Raw genomic sequence first — 24465 nt, 5'->3', positions numbered from 1 at the left:
GCAGTCCCGCCTGCCCGTTCGGGCACCGCCCCGGCGCCCCCGCCGGCTGTCACCCTACTGCGGGCGGGCCGACAGCACCCGGACGTCCAGCCCGCCGGAGCAGCGCCGGACGACCGCTGCCACGCTCTGCTCGTGGCTGGTCTTCACCGGGTCGACGGTGAAGTGCGCCTTGCGGCCCCGGCCGTGGCGCACCACGTAGCTCTCGGCAGTGCCGCCGGCCCACGGGTCCCCGAACGTCCTGAGCACGTTGTAGATCGGGGTGTCCATGTCGCTCTCGTCGGTGTAGAACATCACCAGGTCCTTGAACTGCACGTAGTGCGCGTACGCTCCCTCGTCGGTCAGGGTGGCGATGATCCCGGTGTTGTGCGCGTTGAGGGCCGAGTCGATAGTCACCGTGATGAAGATGTGCTGCGGGAAGACGTGGATGGTCACCCGGTCGTCCCGGTACATGCGGGGCATCCGGTTCATCGCTGTCCCGATCATGGTGGCGAGTTCGTCCACGTCCACCCCCCACGGGCTGACCAGGGCCTGGGTCTGCGCCCAGGAGTAGTGGCCGGGCAGGTTCGAGTTGGCCTCCGGGTTCAGGGTGAAGGCCACTCCGATCTTGAACTCCTGGTGCTGCCACTCCGGCGCGTCCTCCCCCTCCACCAGCGGCTCCGCGAACCGGACCGACTTCGCCGGGGTGGGAACCGCCACCAGGTCGTCGTCGGACGCGATGTGGCCGAACGCCCGGTCGTACCCGGAGTAGTCGTAGCTCTCCTCCTCGCTCTCCCGGTCGCTCTCCTCCTCCTTGCCCCGGCCCTGGTGCCGCAGCGCCTCCTCGGCGAGGGCCTGGCAGGAGGCCACGAAGGCGGGCATCACCTCGGGGACGGACAGCGCCATGACGGCGGCCTGCTGCACCTCCTCCCGCCAGAGCGTGAACAGTTGCTCGTCGTCGCGCAGCAGCTCGGCCAGCGTGGCGAAGTCGTCGTCGTCCCGGAGTTCGACAGGCACGTCCGGGTACCGCCGGGCGGTCTCCGCCAGCGCGGTGCCCATCGCCCAGTCGTCCCACGGCCGGGGCAGCTGACGCTCGAACGTGTCGAGCGTCGCCCGCACGTCGTCGCCGTGCCGGTAGGTGACCAGCAGGTACTCCAGGCTGCGGATCAGGTCGTGGCGGTCCGGGTGCATCTGCTCGATCCACCGGCCGAACATCCGGGTGCCGTAGTCGCCGTCGAGGACGGTGGCGAACTCGACAAGCTGGAAGTAGTCCGGGCTCTGCGTGGCATCGTCCCAGTAGTTCTCTTGCCAGGTCATGACCGCTCTTTTCGGATCGGCGACAGTCGACCCGGCCACCCTGCCCGGACCCCGGCCGCCGCGGTACGCGGGCACCGGCCGCCTTCGGGGCAGTCCCCCCTGCCCCCGCGGGCAAGCCCGGTGCCGGGGTCAGCGTCGCGCGTCCGGTGGCCCGCTCACGCCGGCCGGCACCGGCGCAACACGCCGTCGGTGACCGCGGCGAGTTCCCCGGTGCCCCGGTGCCGGCAGGTCGGCACGAAGCCGGGCACCGTCGCGGTACGGTGCCCGGTCAGCGGGTCCCAGACGTGCAGGCCGTCGGGGTGCGCCGAGTAGAGCCGCCGGCCGTCGGAGAACCAGGCCCCGGCGGGCCCGGCGAAGGTGGTCAGCTCACGGCCCGAGGCCACGTCGAACAGTCGTACGCCGGGCAGCATCGTCTCGTCGTCGTCGCCGATGCCACCGACGGCCAGCAGCGTGTCACCGACGAAGCAGAGCGGCCCGTTCCAGTGGTAGTCGCGGTGGCACAGCGCCCGGCGGGTGGGCCCGTCCTCGGACTCCCACACGTTGCCGTCCAACCACGGGCGCAACGCCCAGACCGTGGGCACACCGACCGGATGCCAGACCCAGCCGTCGTCGGCGAGGGCCCGACCGCCCGGGGAGCAGAGCACTCTGCCGTGGAAGTAGTCGAGACGGTGCGCCGGCCGGTCCCCCTCCGCCGACTTCTCCAGTTCCCGCGCGGTCAGCAACTCGCCGGTGGCCGGGTCGCTGACGTCGAGCCGGTTCCACCGGGTGCGGTGCAGCACCACCGGCCGGCCGTCGACGCGGGCGAAGACCAGCGCGAACGGCACCGTGTTCGCGTGGTAGTCCCCGCCGTCGAGGGCGAGCGTCACCGCACCGCCCCGGTCGAGATCCACCACCTGCCCGTACCGGCCGAAGTCGTTGACCACGGCGGCGAACCGGCCACATCCGGACACGTGCAGCCTGCGCCGCAACCGGTGGTCCAGCCACGGCTGCCGGCCCGGCTCGTCGACCAGCTCGACGGAGGCCAACACGGTGACCCGGTCGTCGTCCGGGTCCAGCGCGACGATCGTGCCGTCGGCGGTGAGCACCAGCCAGCGGGAGCCGTCGGCGTCGTCGACCGGGGCGAGATCGATCACCTGCCCCAGCGACGCCGGCAGCGGCCAGTCCGACACCGTCGGGTCGAGTGGCTCCGGGCGTTCCAGGATCTCCGGCTCGCCACGCCAGCCCAGCAGTTCCCCGTCCTCGACGAGCCGGTCGACGCACCCCTCGCACACCACGACCAGCGCGGGCGACCCACCGGCCTCGCCGCACTCCCGGCAGACCAGGTCGAACGCCAGCCCGCGCCCGGTCAGCAGCCGGAAACACGAGACCTCCCGGTCCTCCGGTACGCCGACCAGGTGGGAGCAGACCCGACTGGTGGCCGCATCCGCCGGATGCCCGCACGGCAGTGTCAGCACGGCAGCACCCTATCCGGCACCGCCAGCGCCCGGTCTGCCCCTGATCTGGTGGGGCCGACAACCGTGGCCGAGCAGTCACCCTGGAAAGCGGGGAACACCGCGACAGGCCAACATCTGGCTATGCGATTCCTTGTCCAGCACCCCCTGTACGGCCCGCTCCTACGCTCACCGTGGTTGGAACGGTCCATCGCGGCGCTCGGCGTGCTGCTGCTCGCCGACAGCTTCCTCCCCTGGTACCGGTTGAGCTGGACGGTCGTCCGGTACGGCACCGGACAGCAGACCCACCACGTGAACACGGCCACGGCGTGGCACAGCTCATCCGGCTGGTCGCTGGCCGTGCTCCTCGGCGTCGTCGCGGCGATCGGTTACGTGACCTGCGGCGTCTACGCCGGCAGGTGGCCGACGCTGCCGGCGCGGCTGCGCTGGCTGTTCCTGCTCACCGGGACGACGGGTCTGCTCGTGGCGACCGTTTCCTGGCTGGCGATCCCGTCAGTGGACGCGCCGGGCGGGTACGGCTTCGTCGCCGCTGAGAAAATCGCGGGTGGGATCAGGTCCGGCGACATCATGCGTGACCATCTCTCCGCCAGGGAGGTGAACGTGGCCTGGGGCTTCTACCTCGCGGTGTTCATCATGACGGCTCTGGTGCTGCTCATGCTCCTGGACATTGTCCGGCGGGCCGACCGCAATGCTGCCGCCCCCAGCACCTGATGGGGTAGGGACTGCGCGCCGCACGGTCGGGAGCCGAGGGCACCAGCATGCTGTTCTTGACGGCTGGTTAGGTGGTGCGGAGGGCCGGGGCTGGTCGGTGCCGCCGGCGCCTCTTGCAGGCGGTCCTGCGGGAGCATGTCCGCAGCCAGACGAATCAGTGGCTGATCTTGGAGGTGCCCCCGGCAGGATTCGAACCTGCGACACACGGTTTAGGAAACCGATGCTCTATCCCCTGAGCTACGAGGGCGCGAGCGCCTAGTCTAGCGACCTGCCGGTTCACCTGGGGTGGCAGGGAGTGGTCCAGACTCACCCGCAGCACCCGGACCCCCCGTTCGCCCAGCCCAGGACCACAGCTCGAGCACACGAACCCCCGTTTGCGACCACGAGCGGCTGCGGTGACCCGCGTCGGCACCGGGTGACCGGGGCTGGCATCCGCTGGCGAGCACACGTCGTGCACATCATCGAAGATCAACCACGCCTCGTCTGTACGCCCACCTTCGGCGTCGCCGCCGGAGGGCACGGTGCGCGAACCACGGAATCACTCGCCCCCGTCACCGACTACGACGGCCTCTGCAGTCGTCCGACCGTGGTCCCGCGGGTCGCAACTCTCGAACGGCGCTACCCAATAGTCGCGGAACCGTGCCGGATGAGTTGTGGGCCGGGGTGAACCCCTGCCGCCGTCCTGTGCGCCTCGCCGGTACCGCTTACCCAGTGGTCTGCGGGTCCGAGACACCATGCCCAGCCATTGCCTCGACGGCCGTAGGGTCCACGCCGACCGCAGCTATGACTGCTGCCACCGCCAGCTTCACGCCAAGGGCATCACAAGCGACACTGATCAGCAGGCTGAAACAGGACAGATGGAGCCGCCGCTGCGTCAGAACGGCATACTGAGCTGCTCGATCGTGGTGCGCGCCCATTCTCGAGCACCGGCAACGCTGCCGCCCCTCACGCCCAAGGCCACTGGAGCTAATAAGCCCTTCAGGGCATTGGCTGCCCGTCGGATCCTGTCTCTGTCAGGTTCGGCTTGCGTGGCTTCGTTGAGGACGTCCTCGGCGGCAGCCCTCACCTCCCGCAAGCTATCCGGACTTAAGTCGATGGTTGGCATCTTCTCCAGAGTGTCCGCCACCACCTGTACAAGCAGCTCGAATTCCGGGGCGGCCTGCTCTACATGGCTGCGTGACTGGTGGACGGTATGGTTTCCCCATGCGAACTGCGCGCCGTCGGCATTGCCACCGATGACCGGGCCGTAGTGGTTGACCGTCGTCCTAAAGAGGGCACCCTGCATTCTCAGCAGGCCTTCATCGTCCCCGAGGCTTGCCCGTTCAAAGCATACGACCGGTAGTCGACCCTGAAGCCCGCAGTTGCAGTGGCAGGCACCAGGGAGTCTCGACTCTGCGGGACCCGCAGGTCGGGCAGTACTGCCAGCGGCCGCCATGCGTATCAGCGCGCCGAAAGCTGCGGCTAACTCCTGCGGAAGATAGTAGGCCAAGCGCAGAAGCCCGACGACCAGGGCAAACGCCCCACCAACCTTGATGATCTCTGTCGGGTTTTGGGCAGCCTCGCCTAAGCGACAGCTAGCAATAATGTGACATTAAGAACCATTCTGGTGGGCCCATTCTTTTGAAAGCCCCCTCAACGGTCCGGCTGCCACGCTCGATCTGAGACTTGGGCAGGTTCGAGGGCAGCAGTGTAGCTTCTCGATTCCCATCCGAGCGGATGACACGCCGCCGCGACCACGGCTGGTGTCGGACCACGCGGGCGCTGCCGGCCGCAGACTACGCACGTCGGCCACCCTGCAGAAGGTACCCGCCTGCCGCACCGTGTTCCTCCGGGACGGTGTGGCAGGCGGGTAGATGGTCTGGACCTGCTCGTGTTGGTCGAGGTCGGGCAAATCGCCGACTTTAGATGGCACCGATCGGGGCGGCGGTGATGATGTCGCCCAGGTAGGTGGCCAGCATCAGACGGTCATCGGCGGCAATGCCGCAGGCCAGGATGCGGGGATGCCCAGGCGGGTCCGCCGGTGCCCGGGGTTCCTCCACCCGACCGGCAGGCCGCCGACCTTGAACAGCTCCGCAGCGGTCTGGCTACCGTACAGACCGCCCTGGACACAGGGCCGCGCCGCTGGGAAGAATCGCAAGCGATGAGCCGCCTGGAAGAACTGGGACAGCGGATCGCGGCACGGAGGGCTGAGCTGACGATCACGTGGCAGGGGTCCTGGCTGCCCGGGTCTTGGCCGCGACGTCGCGGAGTACCGCGCCGAACTCCGCAGCTGCACTCGCGTGCTCGGTGCGCCCCGCGAGGCCTAGATACAGCAAGGGCCAGAGTCTCGACAGGGTCGACGCGGAGGTTGACGACCTCACCACCGGCCCACCAGGAGTTCCTGCGCGTCCTCAACGCCCTCCGCGCTGCTAACGGCGTTGGCCCAGTCGGCACCTACTCCCGCCGGGACGGTGACCGATGACCGCCTACCGCGAATACCAGGACCGAAAGCGGCTGACCGCCCGATACCGAAGAGAGATCCGCAGCTACGGCACCCACGGCGATCTGAAAGAAGCCATGATCGAAGCCGAGCTGACCGTCTTCGACCGCTTCGGCGCCCACGGCCTGCCGCACCACTACGCGGGCGTTTACTTCATCGCCAGCGGCCCGTCTATAAAGATCGGTGAGACCGCCGACCCGTACGAGCGGATGCGCGACTTCCACGGCAGCAACCCCCATGGCCTGGAGCTGCTGCACGTCATCGCCGAAGGCGGCAAATCCGCCCGCCAACGGCTGGAAGGCCAGCTCCACCGGCGCTTCGACCACCTGCGCCTGCCCGACCATCTCGAGTGGTTTCAGAACCACCCCGAGCTGATGGAGTTCATCGGCTCCGTCTGCTCTGAGGAGTGCTACCCATAACCGGCGACCACGGCGCAACCACACTGATGAACGACCGGCTGGACGGCGCACTATGGTTGTCACCGGGTCTCGATTACTGACTGGTGTCAGCCGCCGGGAAGCCGTCCGTGGGATTCGAGCCGATGCTCGGCGTGTCGAGGCGCTTCTGCTAGAGGTTGCGACTAGTGTCCGAGTGGGCCATCACGCTGGCCTGCTCTGAGCGATCGCCTGGCACCCACGTTGCCTCTGGATCGCGACGAGGACAAGCCGTCTTCGACGCAGCGTGAGACCGCCGTGATCTCGCGGGGGACGTGGGGCTCCGCTGGAGGATTCACGATGGGCCATTCCAGTGACAACCGCCGTGCTCGCACCCGGGCTATCCGTGCCCGGATGGCAGCGACCGGAGAGCCGTACTCGGTCGCCGCGCGAAGTGTCGCGACCGAGCAGACCTTTCGTCAGGCCGGGGAGGCTTCCCCGGCTTTCCCCACCTCACTGACAAGGATCGTCATGGACGACACCGCCGCGATGCGGGACGCGTTGCTCGACTGGGCCTATGACCAGGCTGGCGGCGACACCACGAACGCTGTTCCGGTCATGCCGTTCGCCGAGGAACGTGGTCTCGACCTCGACGTCGGCTTCACGCTGGTGGATATGTGCACGGCCAGCGGCCTGGCCCGGTCCGTGTCCACGTTCGGGAACCCAAGAATCCTGCTGACTCCGGACGGGCTGGCTCACGTGCAGGAGCGCCGCCGGCGCCGGGATGACCCGGCGCTGCGCGCTGGCGCGGCCCGTAGCGGATTGCTGCGGTGGATGTACCGCCAGCACATTGCCAGGGTGCACATGCCCCTCCCTGGCCGGTTCGCTTCGGCTCCCGAGGCGGCCTTCGAGGGCAGCGCATTCACCGAGGTGGAGATCGCACTGGCTGCCGAGTACCTCGCGAAGCGGGAACTGATCAAGGGCCCTGGCGCGTTTGGTCACACCGGCCCGCTGCGGGCTGACATCACCCCGGACGGCATGGACTGCGTCGTCGATTGGAGCGCCAACGTGTCCGCCTACCTGCGCCGTCAGGAACCCACGGTTTCGACGTCAACGTCCACGTACAACGGTCCCGTGTTCAACGGCGGCAGTGCCGATGGGGCGCAGCTGGCCTGGAACAACCAGTCGGTGACCCAGAACAACACCCGGGTCGAACAGATCGCCCCGGGATACGAGGCGCTCGCCAAGGCGCTGACCGAGATGCTGCAGCAGGTCCCGGCCATGGGTCTGTCCGAGGAAGCCCGGGAAGACATCGACGCAGCCAGCAGAGAGATCCTCGCCGAGATTGTCCAGGACGAACCGCGGCCCGGGCCGATCCGGCGGGCCGCGACGGTCCTTCGCACCTGGCTCACCCCGATCGCCGCCGCCGGTACCGCCGGAGTTGGCCAGGGCGTAAGCGACGGCGCGCAGGAAGCAGCGCGCACCGCCATCGAGCTGATCTCACCTTTCTAACCGCTCTTGCTGGGCTCCACGTACGGCGCGCCGTACGTGGAGCCCAGCAAGCGTCTCGTGCGTTTCTACGAACTGGCGAACACCCTCGCATTGAGCTCACCCAAGGAACTATCGAGTTCACCGTCAACGAGATGCAAACGCCCCGGCCGCAACGCCGCCGAACTCATCAGCCTCGCCGACTACCTCCTCGCGTACGGCCCGGTCCTGGAGATGCTCGCCGGCCCACTGCCCGGGCGGGCCGTCCAAGTGGTTGCAGGTGTCGGGTGCCCAGTCGTCGGGGCTGGCGTCGAGTCGAGCGCTCTGCACCACGTCAGATTCGAGAGGGCCGGCCATCCGATTGGTAGGACGCCCACCAGGATGAAGCGGAAGGCCCGAACGACGCCCAGCGCCCTCACCAGCCATCGGCTGCGCTGGACCAAGTCCTCCGCATTGGTACCTCTGGTTGCCGCTGTTGGGACTCCTGGTCAGTCGAACAACCGGCCCATGAGTGCGCCCTGGCCGGACTGCAGGACATGCCCAGTCCGTAGCGATATCCAGAAGCACTCGAACCGGGTGGGCTCCTGCTCGCCGTCGTGGTCCTCCTGGCTCGCCCACCGCTCGGGCGTCGCCCCGTGCAGCGCCAGCTCGAAGACGTGGCGACGCTGGACCTCGAAGCGGAGCGGGCTGATGTCGTACTCGACCTCTCCCAGCTTCCGTACGACGCTGAAGCCCGTCAGCCCGGTCTCTTCGCGGGCTTCCCGTAGCGCCGCGTCCGCTGGGTCCTCACCCGGACGGACGCTGCCGCCGGGCACCTGGATCCCCACCTCCTCGTAGCTGAAGTCGGTGTGCCGGAAGACGAGCAACCGTCCCTCCCTTACGACGTAGCAGAGAACCTTGTTGGTGATCACCTTCTCGGGCATGGCGCCTTCCTTCACTCGCGTTTCCTGGTGCGTCTACCCAGGATCTGGCAGGTGCGGATCTGGCAGGCCGAAGATGGCTTGCTGGGCCGCTCGGGCGAGGGTGGCCTGGGTGGCGGCGGGTAGGCCGAGCCTGTTCCAGTGGAAGATCACGTGCAAGGCGATCACTGCCCGCAGACCACGAGTAAGGGTGCCCGTTTCCCGTTGGCGGTGTAGGGCTGCTCCGGCGTTCTGAAATGCGGTGTGCCAGTCGCCGGTGGTGCGAGGTGAGCCGAGCAGCAGATCCCGAACGTCTTCGGTGAAGCTCTGCCATCTACGGGCATCAGTTGTGGGCGGATGGTTGAGGTGCGCTGCGCGATGCTCGACGACTTGTGCCCATACGTCGCCCTGCTCGTTGAGGTCCAGCCCTGCTGCGCGCATCAGGGCGCTGCACAAGATCAGGGAGTGTTCGCGCCGGGTTGTGGGGTGCTGGTGAAGGTAGGTGAGGAGGTGGCGGCTGTCGTGGTGGAACAGCGTGTGGGCGGTGTTCATGGCGTCGTGGCCGCCGAAGGCGTGAATTTCGGGTTCGTAGATGTCGCCGGTCCAGGTGGCCCCTTCGGTGAGTAGCCGGCGGGCATGGTCGCCGCTGTCTGGGCTGCTTGTGGGGAGGTAGCGGATGCGCCAGGCGCCTTTGCGGATGAACCACCAGGAGGTGATCAGGCCGGCGGTCTCGGCGGCGGGAAGCACTCGGCGCAGGTGGGCGACGGCCGGTTTCTCGCGCTCCTGAGCGGTCTGGCCGGGGTAGGTGATGTTGACCTGGTGCCAGGAGGTGTGGTCCACGGATGGCTCTTTCAGGTGAGGAGGAGACAGGCGTCCCAGGCGGCGGCGACGGCCGTGACGAGGTCGGCGCCTGCCCTGCCATCGAGCAGCCCTTCGGGCTCGTTGGTGGTGGGGGCGGTCTGCCGGTGGAGATCTTCTACGGCAGCCAGGGGTATCCAGGTGAGGGCATCGGAAGCGATGCGGCGGGCGGTGGCCACCAGTCCGGCGGTGCCGTGGCACAGGCTTCGGTCGGTGAGCCGTCGAAGTTGTTCGGGGTCGGTGACGCAGGTGGTGAAGGCGGTCTCGGCGAGGTGCTGCCGAGTGGTGTCGCGCAGGGCTCGTGCGGTGAGTTGCTGGGCGCGGGCGATGCCGGGGGTGCCGTAGCACCAGGACGGCCGCAGCGGGGTTCGCTGGGCGGGTGTTCCGTGGTGTAAGTCGGTGAGGGTAATGGTTTGCGGCCACCAAATCGTGCCGTCGGTTTGCTGCTTCCAGGCGTCCAGCCATCGGCTGATGCGGGTGATCGCCGTGGTGTGTCCGGCGACGGTGATGCCGTCGCGGAGGGTGAGGGCGAGCAGTGCCAGTGGGCCGGTGATGCCGTGGGCTATGCCGAGGTTCGCATGACCGCCGGCGGGCGGTGGCTGGCGGCGTTCGGGCCCGTTCCGGCACCACCAGCCGGGTAGCTCGCCTTGCGGTTCGGTGAGCCGAACGAGGTAGTCCAGGACCTGACGGAGCAGGTCGTGATCGCCAAGCCGGCGCAGGACGACGCCGAGCCCGGTCAGTCCCCGGATGAGGTCGTACTCGGCGTAGTGCGGCTGCTCGTGTCGGTCGATGCGGAGGTGGGCAGCGTCGAGCCGGCGGCGTGTCACTGTGGCGGTGCCGTCGGCGGTGGCCGATCGTGCCTGGGCGAGCCCGGGGTGGTCGGTGGTGGCGAGGACGAAGGCGAGCGCGGGAGCGCCGTAGAAGAGGCTGGCTCCGTCGCTGATGCTCACGCCACCGGCGGTGGCGTCGCGCAGTGCCTCGTACGCTGCGGGCCAGTTGCCGGTTTCCAGGTGCAGCAGAGCGATGCCCGCCGCGCCGTCGGCGAGGGACTGTCCAGCGGTCACGGCTTACGCCCGGCGAGGATGGTGCGGGCGATGGTTCGGGCCAGCCGCAGACAGTGCCGTTCGGAGGCGAGGTCGACGCCGATCATGCGGGCGTGATGCAGGTGCAGCAGGTCACCCAGCACCGTGTCGGGGTCGAGCCCGTCATCGGCGACCATGGAGCGGTAGGCGGCCAGCGCTGCCGCGAGCCGCTCGTCATGCACTGGGCGTCGGGCTTGTCCGAGCTGGGCGGGGTCGAGGCGGGGGCCGGTCCGGTGAGGAAGGTGGGTCGCGAGCCAGCGCGGGCCGTCGCCGGTGAAGCCTTCGGCGATGGCGATCATCCCAGCGGCGGTGGCGGCTTGGCGGTCTCCGGTGAGTTGGTGCAGGGCGGCGCGGGAGTCGGCGGCGAACACCCGCTCGGCGGCGGCGAGGGTCGCTGCGGCGCCGTGCCGGGTTTCGGGGCGGTACGGGTGCAGGCTGTAGTCGTGGACGACGGAGTCGTCGTGCAGGTGCTGCACCCAGCGGGCGAGGTGGCGGGTCGTGTCGGCGATCCGGCCGGTGTCCGGAAGCGGGATGCGTAGCCGCAGGTGCGGCTCGGGGCGGGGATACCTCAGGAACCACCAACCGGCTGGGAGGTGGTCGGCGGGGTGGCGGGCGAGGTCGGTCAAGATGTCATCGAGCCGACCGTGTAGGTGTGCCTCGAGCCACCGTGACTGCCCTGGCCAGTGCTGAACAGTGGTGGCTGGTCGGGCTGGTCGGGCTGGTTGAGCGGCCGGCGCGGGGTGGGTGAGGGTGAGCAGGAGTTCGGCGGGGCGGTCGTCGATCCAGCCCGCTGGCCCTGGAGCCTCGGTGATCACAGTGCGGGGATGCCGTTCGAGGTGGTCGCGTAGGACCGCCAGGTGGGCGGGGTTGTCCAGGTCAAGGCGTAGGCGTATGTCGTCATCGCCGACCAGGACCTGCTCCGGAATGTGCCGTTGGAGGCGGTGTCGTCGCCAGGCGTCACACCACTGCGCCCATGCTGTCCCCTGAGCGGGAAGCGCCGTGTGGTCGACGATCCAGCGAGCGGGGTGCACTATGGTGCGGCCCCGTCGCAGGCGGGGTAGGAACGGCAGGCCGCTGGCGTGTCCCCAGTCGAACCGGCTGCACGGTGCCGTCCACGCGGTCCAGATCTCGGCCAGGAACCGCATCAGCGGCTGCTGCAACGTGGGCAGCAGCACGCTGTTGAACAGCAGCGGCTCGACAGGCTGACCGGTGGTCAGCGATACCAGCCACAACCGGCGTCCGTCGCCGGCCACCGCCAGGTCTTCGATCGTGTACGGCGGTGCCGGATGGAAGTCGCCGACAGGAAGGACGGGCAGCAGCTCGGGCGTCCGGGCGACTGCGGTGAGACGGGCGTCAAGGGGTGGTCCGGACAGTTGCAGCGGGGCCGCGCCGGGCAGGGCGGTCGGCAGATGGCGGTAGGTCTGTTGAAATCCGGCGAGTTCAACAGGGGTGAGCAGGTGCAGGAACCGGGCCGCGGCGACCCCGGCGTGGCGGGACCCGCTGAGCACCGTCAGGGTGAACGCGCCGCAGTCCAGATCGCGGGGAGTGTCGGCGGCGAGGGCGAACCGCAGTTCGGTGTGCGGGATCGACGGCCGGTCGTCATTCCAGCGGAGTCGGTCGATCAGCGTGTCGTCGAGCACCACCTCGGCGCAGCCGTCGAGTGCGGCCTGCTGCGCGAGCTGTCCGAGCAGCCGGTCGCGGGCGGTGAAAAGAGCCGGGGCGCGGCGAGTGGATCCCCGGTAGCCGGCCGGAAAGCCCAGCACGTTCAGCACCTCACGGAGGGGAACAGCCGCTCCTGGACCCCATCGCTCGATGAACGCGCTGTGGTACTCGGCCCATCCGGGAGTAGGTGGTGGCGCTACCGCCACGAGGGTCGACGCGGCCCGCTCCGCCTCGTGCAGGACCGGCGGGGGCAGGGTCACGGCGATGTCGGCGCGGAGATCGACGGCGACTCGGTTGCCCGGTTCCGGGATGGCGTAATGGCAGGTGAGGTGTGCGGTCGGGTCGGTGGCGGTCATGGGTGGGCGTAGGGCCGAGAGCAGCACCCCGGTGTGAACCAGGTCGGCCAGCAGCCGCTCGGCGTCGGCGATGCTGGCGGGTACAGCGATCGTCTCGGCGAGGTCGGCGAACCTGACCGGGGACCGCGCCGCCTGGATCGCGGCCCGGATCGGGCTGGTCAGGCGGACCTCGACGTCCCACCGCCGATCGCCGCTGGCATGGGCGCAGGGCAGCACCCACCTGTCGCCACGCCGGTATCCCAGCGAGTTCGTCACCACCGCGACGGTGCGCAGGGTCGCCAGATCCTGTTCGGCCCGCGCGGTGTGCTCGGCGATGACCTGGCCATCGGGGCGGGAGACCGCACGGTGGGCCTCGCCCAGGTGGACCGCTGCGCGAGCGCCGAACCGGACCGGGGCGATACCAGCGAACGTGCCGAACGGGGTCGCCCGGGTGGTCCAGCGCAGCAGGTACCGGACCGCTGACTGCACCAGGCGTCGTAGTCGCTGCTGGGACATCGGCTCCCCGCTCAGCGTGCGTTGGATCTGGTCGGCCAACTGCGGTGCCGCGCCGGTGACGGCTGCCGCGAACCCGGGCAGCGCCCACGTCTTGTCCAGCCACCCGCGCCACTGATCCGGATGACCATGGGCGATGTCGGGCCAGGGAGGCAGAACGAGGCCCCCGGGGTAGGCGGCGACTCTGATCAGCGCCGCACCAGCTGCGGGAACCATGATGCACCACCGAATCGACGGGCCCGGCGCACGCGACGCCGGGCCCGATCGTGAGAGAAACGGAAGGGTCAGTTGCCGCCGTCGCACTTCGTGGTGCAGGCGTTGGAGCCGGTGTTGCCGGAGCCGCACCCGTCGTCGGTGGCGGTGGCGTAGCCGCCTGCGGTGGGGCCGGCGTCGACCAGGCTGACGTCCAGGGCGAACTCCGAGGTGTCGGTATCGTTCATGTGCGTTCCCTTCTATGCGGGGGTGAGGGTGAGGACGAAGCGGCTGTGCCGCTTGTCCAGCACTGTCCCGGCCGGCAGGTCGCCGTCGGGAGTACCAGCGGGCAGGACGTGCAGCACCGGTGACGGGCTGCCCGAATCCAGCCACGCGCGCATCTGTCCGACCATCCGACCGGTCGCCGACGCGGCGTCGGGCCCATGTGCACAGGCGCCGAGGTCGAACATGTCGTCGTCGTTCCAGCGCAGCGTCGAGCGGTAGCAGAGCGCGCTGTTGTCGAGGGCGGCCGGCGTGCCGAAGCGCCATGCCGGGGCGACGACACCTGCATCGACGGCCTCCTGCTGAGCCGTGAGAACGACGAACTGCTGTCCCGCATCGGTGATGCGGGACGCCAGCCACAGGTCGAGGTCGGCCAGGACGGTACGAGGGGGCAGGCTCACCCCGGCCCATGCCTGCGTCTTCGGCTGCGCCAACAGCGCACCGACGGCATGGCGGTCGACCTTCTGGTCCTCGTCCAGCCGCAGGTGAACCCCGTCAGCGACGTCGACGTACCGCACCTCATGTGCCCCGGCGCCCTGCATCGACACGAACCCGCACAACCGCTGGCTGTGACTGACCAGCCGGTCCCCGGTCCGACGCATCGCCCACGAGCGGGTCATCCCGAACGTCCGTAGCGGTACGACCAGCGTTCCGTTCTCGGCGAGCTGCGCGGTCCAGGCCGGTGGAATGTCCCAGGCGCCGACCGTGACGATGATCAGGTCGTATCGGCGGCCCGGATTGACCGGTTGCTCGGCATCGGCGCACACCACGACCACGTCGTCGTAACCCGCAGCGGTGAGGCAGGCGGTGGCCCGGTCGGTCACCTCGCGGTCGATGTCCACGGTCGTGACGGATCCCGACGGGCCGACCAGCTCGCGCAGCAGCGCCGCGTTGTATCCGCCGGAGCCGATCTCCAGGACGTGCCGGCCGGCCAGCCCGCCGTCGATGGCGTCGGCGGCCTGACCGAGCATCTCGGCGATGAGCCACGGCGCCGACACCGAACTGACCGCCTCGTCGCCGATCCGCTTGGTCACCACGGCTTGGTCGGCCCGGTACGCCTCTGCCAACGCGGCATCCGGCGTGAAGAGATGGCGGGGCACGGACCGTAGCGCCGCCTCCACCTCGGGCCGCATGACCAGGCCCTTCTCGGCATGATCAGAGACGAGCTGATCGACCATCGCGGTGTGCAGGTCCTCGCCGTTCGCCGTGTCGACACTCATTCGGCCGTTCTCCTTCGCATTGCCATCAGGGCCTCCCGATCGGATGGCCCGCCGTTCCGCTCTCGTCGGGCTCAACAGGGCGTCAAGCCGCTGGACTCGCCAAGTCGCCGGGGAGTCCGAAGTCGATGTAGTGCCGGTCGAGGGTTCCGTCCTGCTGGCGCGGTGCATCAGGATCACGGGCGGAACGGTCTCCTGCTCCACTGCGACATCCCGTGCTCGTTCGAGTTCGGGACGGATCTGACGAGTAGCCCGGCCCGTCTCCACACTCGCGCGTCGAGCCCGTGGAGTGAATGCCCACCATGCGGACGACGCGGTTGTCCGCATGTACGCCACTCCTGCATCTATCCCGTCTCGGTGTTCTTGGTTGCGCCGCGCTGAACACTGAGTGACCCTATGTGCGCGATATCCATGCTGCTCACCGCCATGGTGGTGCAAGCAGCCAGAGGAGGCGGTGCTATGGGCCAGACCCCGCGGACGCTCCAGCCGTCCCTGTCTGAGCGCCACTTCTTCGGTGCCGAGCTGCGTCGGCTACGGGAGCAGGCCAAGCTCTCACAGGCGCGTCTCGGCGCGATGATCCGGTTCAGCTCTGATCTCGTGCGTCGGGTCGAGACAGCGGACCGTTTCCCGTCCCGGGAGTTCGTTGAAGCATGCGACAGGGCATTGGCGGCCGGTGGGGCGTTGGTCCGCCTGCTACCGCTTCTTGAGGAAGAACGTGGGCGGGCGACTCTTCCGAGCGGTCCTACCCGCGCCGGCGCCCTGCTGGCCGCCCAAGGGGAGGAGATGCCCGGGGTGGCGGACATGGTCGTCCGTGTCCCCTTCCAACCCGGCGTTCTTGACCGCGCCGCGCTGGACTGGCTGAACGCCTCAGCGGGACCCGGTCTGTCCGTGACCGGCCGAGCCGGCTCACCTGATCAGGTCTGCGAAGAGGATCTAGACTCCGCCGAGGCCGCCCTGGCGATGTTCCGCCAGTTGGATCACACCCACGGTGCCGGACAAGTCCACGCCCAGGTGCAGCGGTACGTCGAACGCGAGCTGAACCGGCTACTGGCCAGCCCGCCGGCCTCGGAGGCGGTCGGTCGGCACCTCTACACCCTGGCGGCGGGGTTCTTCGAGCTCTGCGGGTACCAGGCGGTCGACACCGGTGCCCATGGCCTCGCCCAGCGCCGCTACCTTCGTGCTCTTCGTCTGACGGAAGCCGCTGGCGACCGCTTGTACGGCAGCTACCTGCTCGCCGTGAACATCGGCCATCTCGCCCTGCACTGCGGCCACCCCGAACCGGCACGAAGGATGGCGTTGACGGCGGTAAGAGGAAGCGAAGCGCTGTTGACGCCCGCAGTGGCAGCCACGCTGCACGCGGTGGTGGCGCGGACGCACGCCCGCCTCGGGCGCGAGGGCGACTGTCTGCTTCACCTCGACACCGCGGAGAAGCAGCTGGCCCGCAGCAAGCCCGAGGACGAGCCGGCCTGGATCCGGTACTTCGATGCGGCGTATCTCGCCGACGAGATCGCCCACTGCTTCCATGACCTGGGTCAGCCGCAGCAGACCCAACGGCACCTGGGCGACGCTCTCACCGCTCTGAGCCCCACTCATGTCCGACGACTCGCCATTGACACGGCTCTCCTGGCCTCTTCGCTGGTCGCCGCCGGACGCCTCGACGAGGCCTGCGCCACCGCACGCGAGGCAGTCGACCACGCCGCACGAACCTCTTCACACCGCTGCCTGCAGCGCATCGTCGAGGTACAGGTCGACCTCGAGCCCTACCGGTGCAAGCCGGAGGTTCGCGAGTTCGGCGAGTACGTGCATCATCGGCTACCGCTGGCCGCTGTGTAACCCCTGTTGATCGTTGGCGGCATCCGCCAGCACGGAGCGGTAGTGGGCCAGTTCTGCCTCCAACGCCGCGCCCGCTCGACGGGACGACGCCACATAGTGGCCGACATCAGGAAGAAGCAACATCCTGGGTGCCATGCCGAGAGACGTCAACTCCTCGGCGAGTTTTTGCACATCATCGGCTTCGGCCACCTCGTCGGCGGTGCCGTGGATGAGCAGCACCGGGCGTTGGATCTCGGCGGCACGGACCGCACCGGCACCCCCGCGTAGCCGCATCGCGTGCGCCTGCTGGAACCGGGGCACCGTCTGCGCCCACCGGTCGGGATCCACGATCGCCGACACGGCGGTGGCGGCGGCGAACGGGCCGTCCTGTGCCACCGCGTGCAGAGCGGTGTATCCGCCGGCGCTGGCACCGCGGATGAACACCTGCCCCGGCAACGCCCGCCCCGCCGATAGCAGGTGCACCGCCACAGCAGCGCAGTCGTCGACGTCGTCCAGGCCCCACCGTCCGTAGAGCGACTCCCGGAACGTCCGGCCGTACCCGGTGCTACCCAGGTAGTCGACGTCAACGATGGCGAACCCGCGACTGGTGAAGAACTGCGCCTGCCAGTCCAGGCGCAGCAGACACGAGGCGGTAGGCCCGGGATGCGCGCGAACGATCACTGGTGCGAGCCAGTCCGCAGTCGAGTTCGTCGGCGCGTACACCAGGGCAATGACCTCCCGGCCACCGGCCACCCGTACGCGGAGCTCCGTCGGCGTGGATACCCGCACGCCGTCGAGCGCGGCATGCTCCGGGCTGGCGAGCACCTCCACCTGAGGGGGATCGATATTAGCCACGTCTACGAGTGCGACCTGCGGGGCTGCGGTCGGCGACGAACCGATCAACGCCACCGTCGTCCCTCGGAGGGCGAGGTACGGCTTGATCGACGTGTACGGCAGGTCGACCGGACGGACAGTGCCGTCGGGCTCGATGACGACAAGGCGGTGTCGCGGCCCCTCCTGCACAACCGCGACGATCCGACCGTCGTCGAGGAAGCCGTACGACGCGTAGCCCAACTCCCAGGGCTCCGCAGCGCATTCGCCCGCGATCGGTGCCACCGCCTCCACCGTGAGGCCGTCCCACCGGTAGAGGTTCCACCAACCACTGCGGTCCGACACGAAGTACAACGCTCCGTCGGGTCCCCATCGCGGCTCCACCGCCGATTCCCCCGGACCACCGGCCAGCTTCACGGGATTCTCGACCTCACCGTGCGGCGAATAGGCGGCGGTCCACACCTCGCAGGCATCCCACGGCATGTCGTGCTCGATCCAAGCGGTCCAAGCCAACCGACCCGGGCCTGGCCGAGGCGCGCCGAGAAACGCCGGGGACGAGACCAGAGTCCGCATCCGCGGAGCGCCAGTGAGGGGCACCGCCACGAGCTGGTCACCCTGCTCCGACTCCCGCACGGCCAGCAACTCGCCGTCACCGATCGTCAGATCACCGAAGCACCCGTGACCGACCAATTCGAGTTCGTCGCCATCCCGGTGCCTCCGGTAAAGGCGATCTCCGCCGACGCACCACAACGTTCCCTCGGCGACAACGAACGATCCGCCCCCGTACGCGTGCACTCCGCTGCCGACATCGAAGTTCTTCGGACTGACATCACGCTTGCCATCGCTTGCCCGCCAGCCCGTCACCGTCGTCCCCTGCTCCGCGTCGGGGCGGGTCTCCAGCCAATACACGCCGTCGTCACCGGCACGTAGCTGGTCGTAGCTCACCGAGGCGCGGACGGCGTCATCGACCGACACTTCAGCGGTCCTGTCCGCCACCCTCACGTGTCCTCCTCGAACAACTCCCAGCAGGCCGGACTACGGCCGGCTCGCCAACCGGTCCGGGCATCGCCAAGGCCGGCGGCTGGTCTCGGACCTGCAGGCACCGCGAGTGCTCAGATGACCGACTCTACGCCCGAACGGCCTGTCCCTGCCGCTCGATGTTCCCCCTCGGGAACTGCCCGCCCTCCTATTTCGCGCTCTCGAGGCAGAGTCGATGCGGACAACAATCCTTGTCCGCATATCCGGTATCGACCAGGCCATTCGAGGCGAGCCACCATTCGGAGCGATAAGCCTTCACGGGTGGTGCGGCGATGAGTGTTCCGTTCCCCCATTACGACCTCATTGGAAGGGCCCGATGCAGCTACAGGAGGAATTGGCGCGCTACGGCTACCGCCAGGAGTTGGCCCGGAGGCTGCGGTTCCGGGACCTGGTCGCGTATGGCTTGGTGTACATGGTGCCGATCGCGCCGATGGCGATCTTCGGCAGCGTCTACGCCGGCTCGGGCGGGATGGTGGCTCTGGCGTACGCGGTGGGTGTGGTGGCTCTGGTGTTCACCGCGTTCTCGTACGCGCAGATGGTGAAGGCGTTCCCCATGAGCGGCAGCGTCTACAACTACGCGGGTCGGGGGATCAGCGCGCCGGTCGGGTTCCTGGCCGGTTGGGTGATCCTGCTGGACTACGTGCTCGTGCCGGGGTTGCTGTATCTGGTGGCGTCGGTGGCGATGCACGCGGCGGTGCCGGCGGTGCCGGTGTGGTTGTGGCTGCTGGGGTTCGTCGGGGTCAACACGGTCGTCAACTCGGTCGGTATCCGGATGACCGCGATGGTGACCAGGGTGATGCTGGTCGGCGAGCTGATCGTCCTGGCGGTCTTCCTGGCCGTCGCCGGCTGGGCAATGGCCTCGGGCAGGGGCCGGTTCAGTTGGGACGCGTTCTACAACCCCGACACGTTCACCTGGTCCCTGGTGGCGGGTGCGGTGTCGATCGCGGTGTTGTCCTTCCTGGGCTTCGACGGCATCAGCATGCTGGCGGAGGAGACGCGTGACGGCACCCGGCAGATCGGCCGGGCGATGGCCGCCGTCCTCGTCCTGGCCGGGGTGTTGTTCATCGCGCAGACGTGGCTGGCCGCGATGCTGGTACCCCGTCCCGACGCGTTGCTCGCGGATGGCGACGTGAATGGCACGGCGTTCTACGACGCCGCTGCGGTCGCCGGCGGGAGTGGGCTGGCGACGGTGTGCGCGGTGGCGACGGCGATCGCGTGGGGCCTGCCGAACTCGATGGTCGCGCAGGTGGCCACGTCCCGGCTGCTGTACGCGATGGCCCGCGACCGGCAACTGCCGACGTTCCTGGCGAAGGTGTCGGTGCGCCGCAGCGTGCCGATCAACGCCACATTGCTCACCGGCGCGGTGTCCCTCGCACTCGGCCTGTACATGGCGACGCGGGCGGACGGGATCGCCCTGCTGTCGTCGCTGATCAATTTCGGGGCGATGGTCGCGTTCCTGGTCCTGCACGTCTCCGTCGTCGTGCACCATCTGATCCGCCGACGCAGCGGGAACTGGTGGGCTCATCTGCTCATGCCTGCGGTCGGCTTCGCGGTCCTGGCGTGGGTGGTGGTGAACGCCAACATCGCCGCGCAGCGTCTCGGCCTGGCGTGGCTGGCCCTCGGCGTCCTCGTCCTCGCCGGCCTCTACGCCACCGGCCGCCGACCCGCCCTGTCGGGCATGACCGAGGCGCAGCCGACCGGCCGCAGCCCAGAGCGGGTGTGAGCACGATGTCTGACCGCAGCCACTTCACCTATCGGCCGGCGCGTGACGAACTGGCCTACACCTTCGGCGGCCGGATCCCGGTGGCGCACGTGCGCTCCGGTGACGTGTTCACCGTGCACACCGAGGACTGCTTCGGCGGTCGGGTACGCGGACCGGCGGATCTGCCTGCGCAGGTGTGCCCGATGCCGTACCTGAATCCGGTGTCGGGACCGTTCTTCATCGAGGACGCCGAGCCCGGTGACACCCTGGCCGTCCACATCGCCGCGATCGAACCCGCCCGCAACTGGGGCGTGTCCGCGACGTTCCCCTACTTCGGGGCGCTGACCTCGACCCCGCACACCACCACCCTCCAACCACCCCTCGACGAACGCGTATGGGTCTACGACATCGACCCGTCGGCCGGGATCGTGCGGTACCGGGCAACCACCAGCGACCACAGCGTTGACCTTCCGCTGGACCCGATGATCGGCACGATCGGCGTCGCCCCCGCCGCGATGGAAGCCCGGGCCACGATCGTCCCGGACCAGCACGGCGGAAACCTCGACACCCCCGAACTCCGCGCCGGCACCACCCTCTACCTCGGCGTCAACGTCCACGGTGCTCTCCTCGCCCTGGGCGACGGACACGCCCGCCAAGGACACGGCGAAGCCTGCGGCGTCGCCGTGGAGATCGCCACCGTCACCACCCTCGCCGTCGACGTCATCAAGGGTGACCTGCCCACCACCTGGCCGCGGCTGGAAACCGACACCGCCCTCATGTCCGTCGGCTGCGCCCGACCGCTCGAAGACGCCTACCGCATCGCCCACCAGGACCTCACCACCTGGACCGCCGACCTGTGCCGTCTGGACACGCTCGACGCCTACCAACTCATCTCCCAGGCCGGCCGGGCACCGATCGGCAACGTCTGCGACCCCAACTACACGATTCTGGCCGCCATCGACAAAACCCACCTCCCCCGCCCCCAGCCCGCCTACCAGGGCGTCCACGCCCGGCTCCGCCACCTCACCCAGGAACGGCCATGACCACTCCGGTCCCCGGGCTGCCGCTACGCGACGAGCTGTACCTGCTCGCCCACAACGACGACACCGGCCAACCCCACATCCACCGCCAAGCCCTGGCCCTCGGCCTCGCCGGCGCTGTCCTCATCGACCTCGTCCTCGCCGGCCGAACCATCCTCGACAACGACGACCACCCTGCCGGCGAGCAGAGGGTCAAGATGCACATCGACCGGCCCGTCGGCGACCTCATCGCCGACACCGCCCTCATCAGCCTCCGCCACACCCGACCCGCCCCACCCCTGCGCCACTGGCTACGCGGGTTCGCCGACGACCTTTATGAACGCACCCGCGCCGGCCTGCACGCCGCAGGGATCCTGCGACACACCAGCCGCCGCCGACTCGCCGGACTCATCCGCGCCGACACCTACCTGCCCACCCAAACCCTATGGCCCGTCATCGCCCGCGCCCGACTCCGCTACCTCGCCGACGGCCGCGAACAACCCGACAACCACACCGCCGCCCTCGCCGGACTCGTGGTCGCCCTGCACCTCACCCCTCACCTCTTCCTCCCGGACAACACCACCGTCATCACCACCCACCTGCGCGCCATCGCCCACCAACACCTGCGCCCTGTCCGCGACATCACCGCCGCCGTCGACGCCGCAGTCGGCGACCTCGCCACCGCCACCTACCGCTAACCATCAGGAGGGAACCCCGTCACCGTGATGGCCACCCCGGCTCCCTGCTCACCTGGCGGTAGGCCTGCTCGGCACCGTCCTCCTCGCTGGCTGCCGCACCAGCGCCCCCGCCGATCCGAGGTCCGCCTTGACCGCCCACGCGTCCCCGTCAGCCAGCCCATCCCTCACACAGCCGGCCATGATCCCGCCGGCTGTGAATGCCATCGCAACGGTGGCCGCCGGATGACCTCGGACAACCACGTCGAAGGGCCGTGTTGATCGTCTCGCCGGAAGTGCTCATCGGTGCCGTCGCAGCAATCAGCAGGGGCGAACCGGCCCAGGACGTGTTTCAGGCCGCGCGCCGATTCACACCCGCGCCGGCAGAAATTTGGCATGCCTTGGTCAGCAGACGGGTGATTGTGGTGTTCCCGCCGTCCGGTCACCCGGGTACTGACCTTCGGCGACGTGACCGGCTACGGATCGGTGATCATGGGCGGCCTCGGCAGCCGGTCCGAGGTGCTGCTGTCCGCCTGACCTTCACGCCGTGACAGCGCCGGGCTCCTCGACCAGCTTGTCGGCAAGCGTCAGGAGCCCGGCGCTGTTGGCGGCCTTGACCAGGACGACGTCGCCCGGACGTAGCCCGTCACGCAGCAACTCCCACGCCGCCGCCACGTCGGCCGCCCGGTCGACCACCGTCGCGCCGCCGTCGGCGCCGGCGGCGTAGTGGGCGGCGTCCGCCCCACCGATCGCGACCAGCCAACCCGCGCCGGCCTCGACGACCTGCCGGCCGATCTCCCGGTGCACCTGGGCGGCGTGTTCACCCAGTTCGGCCATCTCACCCAGCACCGCGACCGCCCGCCGCTCCCCACCGGTCATCGTCGACAGGGCCCGCAGTGCCGCCCGCATGGCATCCGGTGCCGCGTTGTAGGCGTCGTTGATGATCGTCACCCCGTCCGGGCGGGTGGTGACCTGCATGCGTCCCGGTGACACCGCCTCGGCCCGCGACAGCGCCTCGGCCACCGCCCCGATCGGATGCCCGAGGCCCAGGGCGACGGTGGCGGCGGCCAGCGCGTTGGACGCCTGGTGCAGCCCGTACAGACGCAACCGCACCTGCGCGGTCTTCCCCTCGTGGACGAGCCGGAACGCCGCGCGGCCCAACTCGTCGACCGTCACGTCCTCGGCCCGTACGTCAGCCGGCCCGTCGATGCCGTAGGTGAGGACCCTCGCCCGGGTGCGGGTGGCCATGGCGGCCACGAGCGGATCGTCGCCGTTGAGCACCGCCAACCCGCCCTCGCCGGGCAGTGCCTCCACGATCTCGCCCTTGGCCAGCGCGATGTTCTCCACCGACCCGAACTCACCCAGGTGCGCGTGTCCGACCCGCGTCACGACGCTGACCGACGGCGGGGCGAGCCGGGTCAGGTAGGCCACGTGCCCGACACCCCGGGCGCCCATCTCCAGCACCAGGTAGCGGGTGTCGGCGGTGGCGCGGGTGACCGTGTACGGCAGGCCGAGCTCGTTGTTGTTGGAAGCCCGGTTCGCGACCGTCTCCCCGAACGCCGACAACACCTGCGCCAGGATGTCCTTGGTCGACGTCTTCCCCACCGACCCGGTCACGCCGATCACCGTCGTGTCCGGCAGGCGGTCGACGACCGTGCGGGCCAGCCGGCCGTACGCGGTGGGCACGTCGTCAACGACGACAGCGGGGACACCGACCGGCCGGGACGCCAGGACCGCCACCGCGCCCGCCTCCACCGCCTGGGCGGCGTAGTCATGGCCGTCGACCCGCTCACCGGGCAGCGCGACGAACATCCCACCCGGCTCGATCCGCCGGCTGTCGAACACCACCGGTGCCGTGACCGTCACCTCGTCAAACCCGTCCCGCACCGTCCCGCCCACGGCGGCGGCGATCTCTCCCAGAGTCATCGCAAGCACACCGACGAACCTACCGCCCGAGGATATGGACCAGCCGCAGATCCGGACACAGGCCGCCGGCCGGACCTGGCACCCGAAACACCAGCTCGGGAGGCCGGCACCGCGTCTCGCGATTCGCGGACCGACGACGTTGGGAGTTTGTCGGAGTTCGACTCCGACAAACTCCGACAGCGCGCCTCTTGACTGGCCTTGGTGTGGTCGTGCCGCAGTTCGGACTGGCAGTATGCCGCCACCCTGGCTCACCGGCGACGATGAACGTGGCGGCGGGGACTCGGTGTGGTGGGCAGCAAGGTCAGCGGTCCAGTGCGCCTGATGACGGCGTACGCGAGGTGTTGGGCCAGGGCCCCTGCGGCGTCGGCGACCTCGTCGGGAAGCTCCGCCGCAGCCCGACGAATGCCGATCCCGTCCGAGAATCGAGCGGCATTGAGGACTGGCTGTCAGGCGGTGGCGTCGGACGGGTCGCGCACCGGCTCGTTCCCGGGATCGTCAGCCGTGACCGCCGGACATGCCCGGCACAGTGCTGACCAGGGCTGTCAGTGCTGCACACGCCCCCTGACAGGCCCTCCGTGCCGTCCCCACCCGGTCCAGACACCCTCCCGATCGGGAGGGAACCTCTTC

At 69.3% G+C, this 24465-nt stretch carries 18 protein-coding genes and 1 tRNA gene; 7 read left to right on the top strand and 12 right to left on the bottom strand.

Annotation, left to right across the window (positions count from 1 at the left end; all coding sequences use genetic code 11):
* Positions 1-54: 54 nt before the first annotated feature.
* The gene (locus B5D80_RS11230; protein ID WP_088643761.1) at positions 55-1293 is read right to left on the bottom strand and encodes a hypothetical protein; all 1239 of its coding nucleotides are present in this window, start codon (positions 1291-1293) and stop codon (positions 55-57) included.
* A 155-nt stretch (positions 1294-1448) separates the two neighbouring features.
* Complete coding sequence (locus tag B5D80_RS11225; RefSeq protein WP_088643760.1) at positions 1449-2747, bottom strand: WD40 repeat domain-containing protein; 1299 nt, start codon at positions 2745-2747, stop codon at positions 1449-1451.
* A 174-nt stretch (positions 2748-2921) separates the two neighbouring features.
* Between B5D80_RS11225 and B5D80_RS11220 the strand changes: the two genes are divergently transcribed.
* Entirely contained in the window at positions 2922-3455 is a 534-nt protein-coding gene (locus tag B5D80_RS11220; protein ID WP_144081642.1) for a hypothetical protein, read from the top strand.
* 174 nt (positions 3456-3629) lie between these two features.
* Here the strand turns inward: B5D80_RS11220 and B5D80_RS11215 are convergent.
* Together B5D80_RS11215 and B5D80_RS11210 are read right to left on the bottom strand one after the other, a co-directional pair.
* A tRNA-Arg gene (locus B5D80_RS11215) sits at positions 3630-3702 on the bottom strand.
* Between the two features lie 627 nt (positions 3703-4329).
* On the bottom strand, positions 4330-4740 hold the full coding sequence (locus B5D80_RS11210; protein ID WP_088643758.1) for a hypothetical protein: 411 nt from the start codon (positions 4738-4740) through the stop codon (positions 4330-4332).
* A gap of 1172 nt (positions 4741-5912) precedes the next feature.
* Between B5D80_RS11210 and B5D80_RS11205 the strand changes: the two genes are divergently transcribed.
* Both B5D80_RS11205 and B5D80_RS33880 read left to right on the top strand, forming a co-directional pair.
* Positions 5913-6353: a GIY-YIG nuclease family protein gene (locus B5D80_RS11205; RefSeq protein ID WP_088643757.1), complete on the top strand. Its 441-nt coding sequence runs from the start codon at positions 5913-5915 to the stop codon at positions 6351-6353.
* 486 nt (positions 6354-6839) lie between these two features.
* The gene (locus B5D80_RS33880) at positions 6840-7820 is read left to right on the top strand and encodes a hypothetical protein (protein WP_211291458.1); all 981 of its coding nucleotides are present in this window, start codon (positions 6840-6842) and stop codon (positions 7818-7820) included.
* Between the two features lie 464 nt (positions 7821-8284).
* Here the strand turns inward: B5D80_RS33880 and B5D80_RS11190 are convergent, their stop codons facing one another.
* The 6 genes from B5D80_RS11190 to fxlM all read right to left on the bottom strand — a co-directional run bounded on the left by B5D80_RS11190 (position 8285) and on the right by fxlM (position 14839).
* Entirely contained in the window at positions 8285-8719 is a 435-nt protein-coding gene (locus B5D80_RS11190) for an NUDIX hydrolase (RefSeq protein WP_088643755.1), read from the bottom strand.
* Between the two features lie 33 nt (positions 8720-8752).
* Positions 8753-9535, bottom strand: coding sequence for a thiopeptide-type bacteriocin biosynthesis protein (locus B5D80_RS11185; protein ID WP_088643754.1), 783 nt, complete (start codon positions 9533-9535; stop codon positions 8753-8755).
* 11 nt (positions 9536-9546) lie between these two features.
* Positions 9547-10617, bottom strand: a complete 1071-nt coding sequence (locus B5D80_RS11180) for a lanthionine synthetase C family protein (RefSeq protein ID WP_088643753.1) — start codon at positions 10615-10617, stop codon at positions 9547-9549.
* The gene (locus tag B5D80_RS11175) at positions 10614-13361 is read right to left on the bottom strand and encodes a lantibiotic dehydratase (protein WP_088643752.1); all 2748 of its coding nucleotides are present in this window, start codon (positions 13359-13361) and stop codon (positions 10614-10616) included. Before B5D80_RS11175 ends, B5D80_RS11180 begins: the two co-directional genes overlap by 4 nt.
* 68 nt (positions 13362-13429) lie before the next feature.
* Positions 13430-13585, bottom strand: a complete 156-nt coding sequence (fxlA, locus tag B5D80_RS11170) for an FxLD family lanthipeptide (protein WP_088643751.1) — start codon at positions 13583-13585, stop codon at positions 13430-13432.
* A 12-nt stretch (positions 13586-13597) separates the two neighbouring features.
* Positions 13598-14839: a methyltransferase, FxLD system gene (gene fxlM, locus B5D80_RS11165; protein ID WP_088643750.1), complete on the bottom strand. Its 1242-nt coding sequence runs from the start codon at positions 14837-14839 to the stop codon at positions 13598-13600.
* A 456-nt stretch (positions 14840-15295) separates the two neighbouring features.
* Here fxlM and B5D80_RS11160 point away from each other — a divergent pair, with 456 nt between their 5' ends.
* Positions 15296-16669: a helix-turn-helix domain-containing protein gene (locus tag B5D80_RS11160; RefSeq protein ID WP_088643749.1), complete on the top strand. Its 1374-nt coding sequence runs from the start codon at positions 15296-15298 to the stop codon at positions 16667-16669.
* Here the strand turns inward: B5D80_RS11160 and B5D80_RS32890 are convergent.
* Entirely contained in the window at positions 16649-18481 is a 1833-nt protein-coding gene (locus tag B5D80_RS32890; protein WP_144081641.1) for a S9 family peptidase, read from the bottom strand. The two genes, B5D80_RS11160 and B5D80_RS32890, sit on opposite strands and share 21 nt — an antisense overlap.
* Before the next feature lie 352 nt (positions 18482-18833).
* Between B5D80_RS32890 and B5D80_RS11145 the strand changes: the two genes are divergently transcribed.
* The 3 genes from B5D80_RS11145 to B5D80_RS11135 are packed head-to-tail and all read left to right on the top strand — an operon-like array spanning position 18834 to position 21936.
* Positions 18834-20240, top strand: coding sequence for an APC family permease (locus B5D80_RS11145; RefSeq protein WP_088643748.1), 1407 nt, complete (start codon positions 18834-18836; stop codon positions 20238-20240).
* Between the two features lie 5 nt (positions 20241-20245).
* The gene (locus B5D80_RS11140) at positions 20246-21262 is read left to right on the top strand and encodes an acetamidase/formamidase family protein (RefSeq protein ID WP_088643788.1); all 1017 of its coding nucleotides are present in this window, start codon (positions 20246-20248) and stop codon (positions 21260-21262) included.
* A complete protein-coding gene (locus tag B5D80_RS11135) occupies positions 21259-21936 on the top strand; it encodes a GOLPH3/VPS74 family protein (protein ID WP_088643747.1) in 678 nt (225 codons plus the stop codon). Before B5D80_RS11140 ends, B5D80_RS11135 begins: the two co-directional genes overlap by 4 nt.
* A gap of 516 nt (positions 21937-22452) precedes the next feature.
* On the opposite strand, the gene B5D80_RS11130 is transcribed toward B5D80_RS11135, so the two are convergent.
* Entirely contained in the window at positions 22453-23838 is a 1386-nt protein-coding gene (locus B5D80_RS11130; RefSeq protein WP_088643746.1) for a UDP-N-acetylmuramoyl-tripeptide--D-alanyl-D-alanine ligase, read from the bottom strand.
* Between the last annotated feature and the right edge of the window lie 627 nt (positions 23839-24465).

Source organism: Micromonospora wenchangensis (assembly GCF_002210435.1).
In the GTDB taxonomy this organism is placed as follows: domain Bacteria; phylum Actinomycetota; class Actinomycetes; order Mycobacteriales; family Micromonosporaceae; genus Micromonospora; species Micromonospora wenchangensis.
This window is presented reverse-complemented; position numbering and strand designations above follow the sequence as displayed.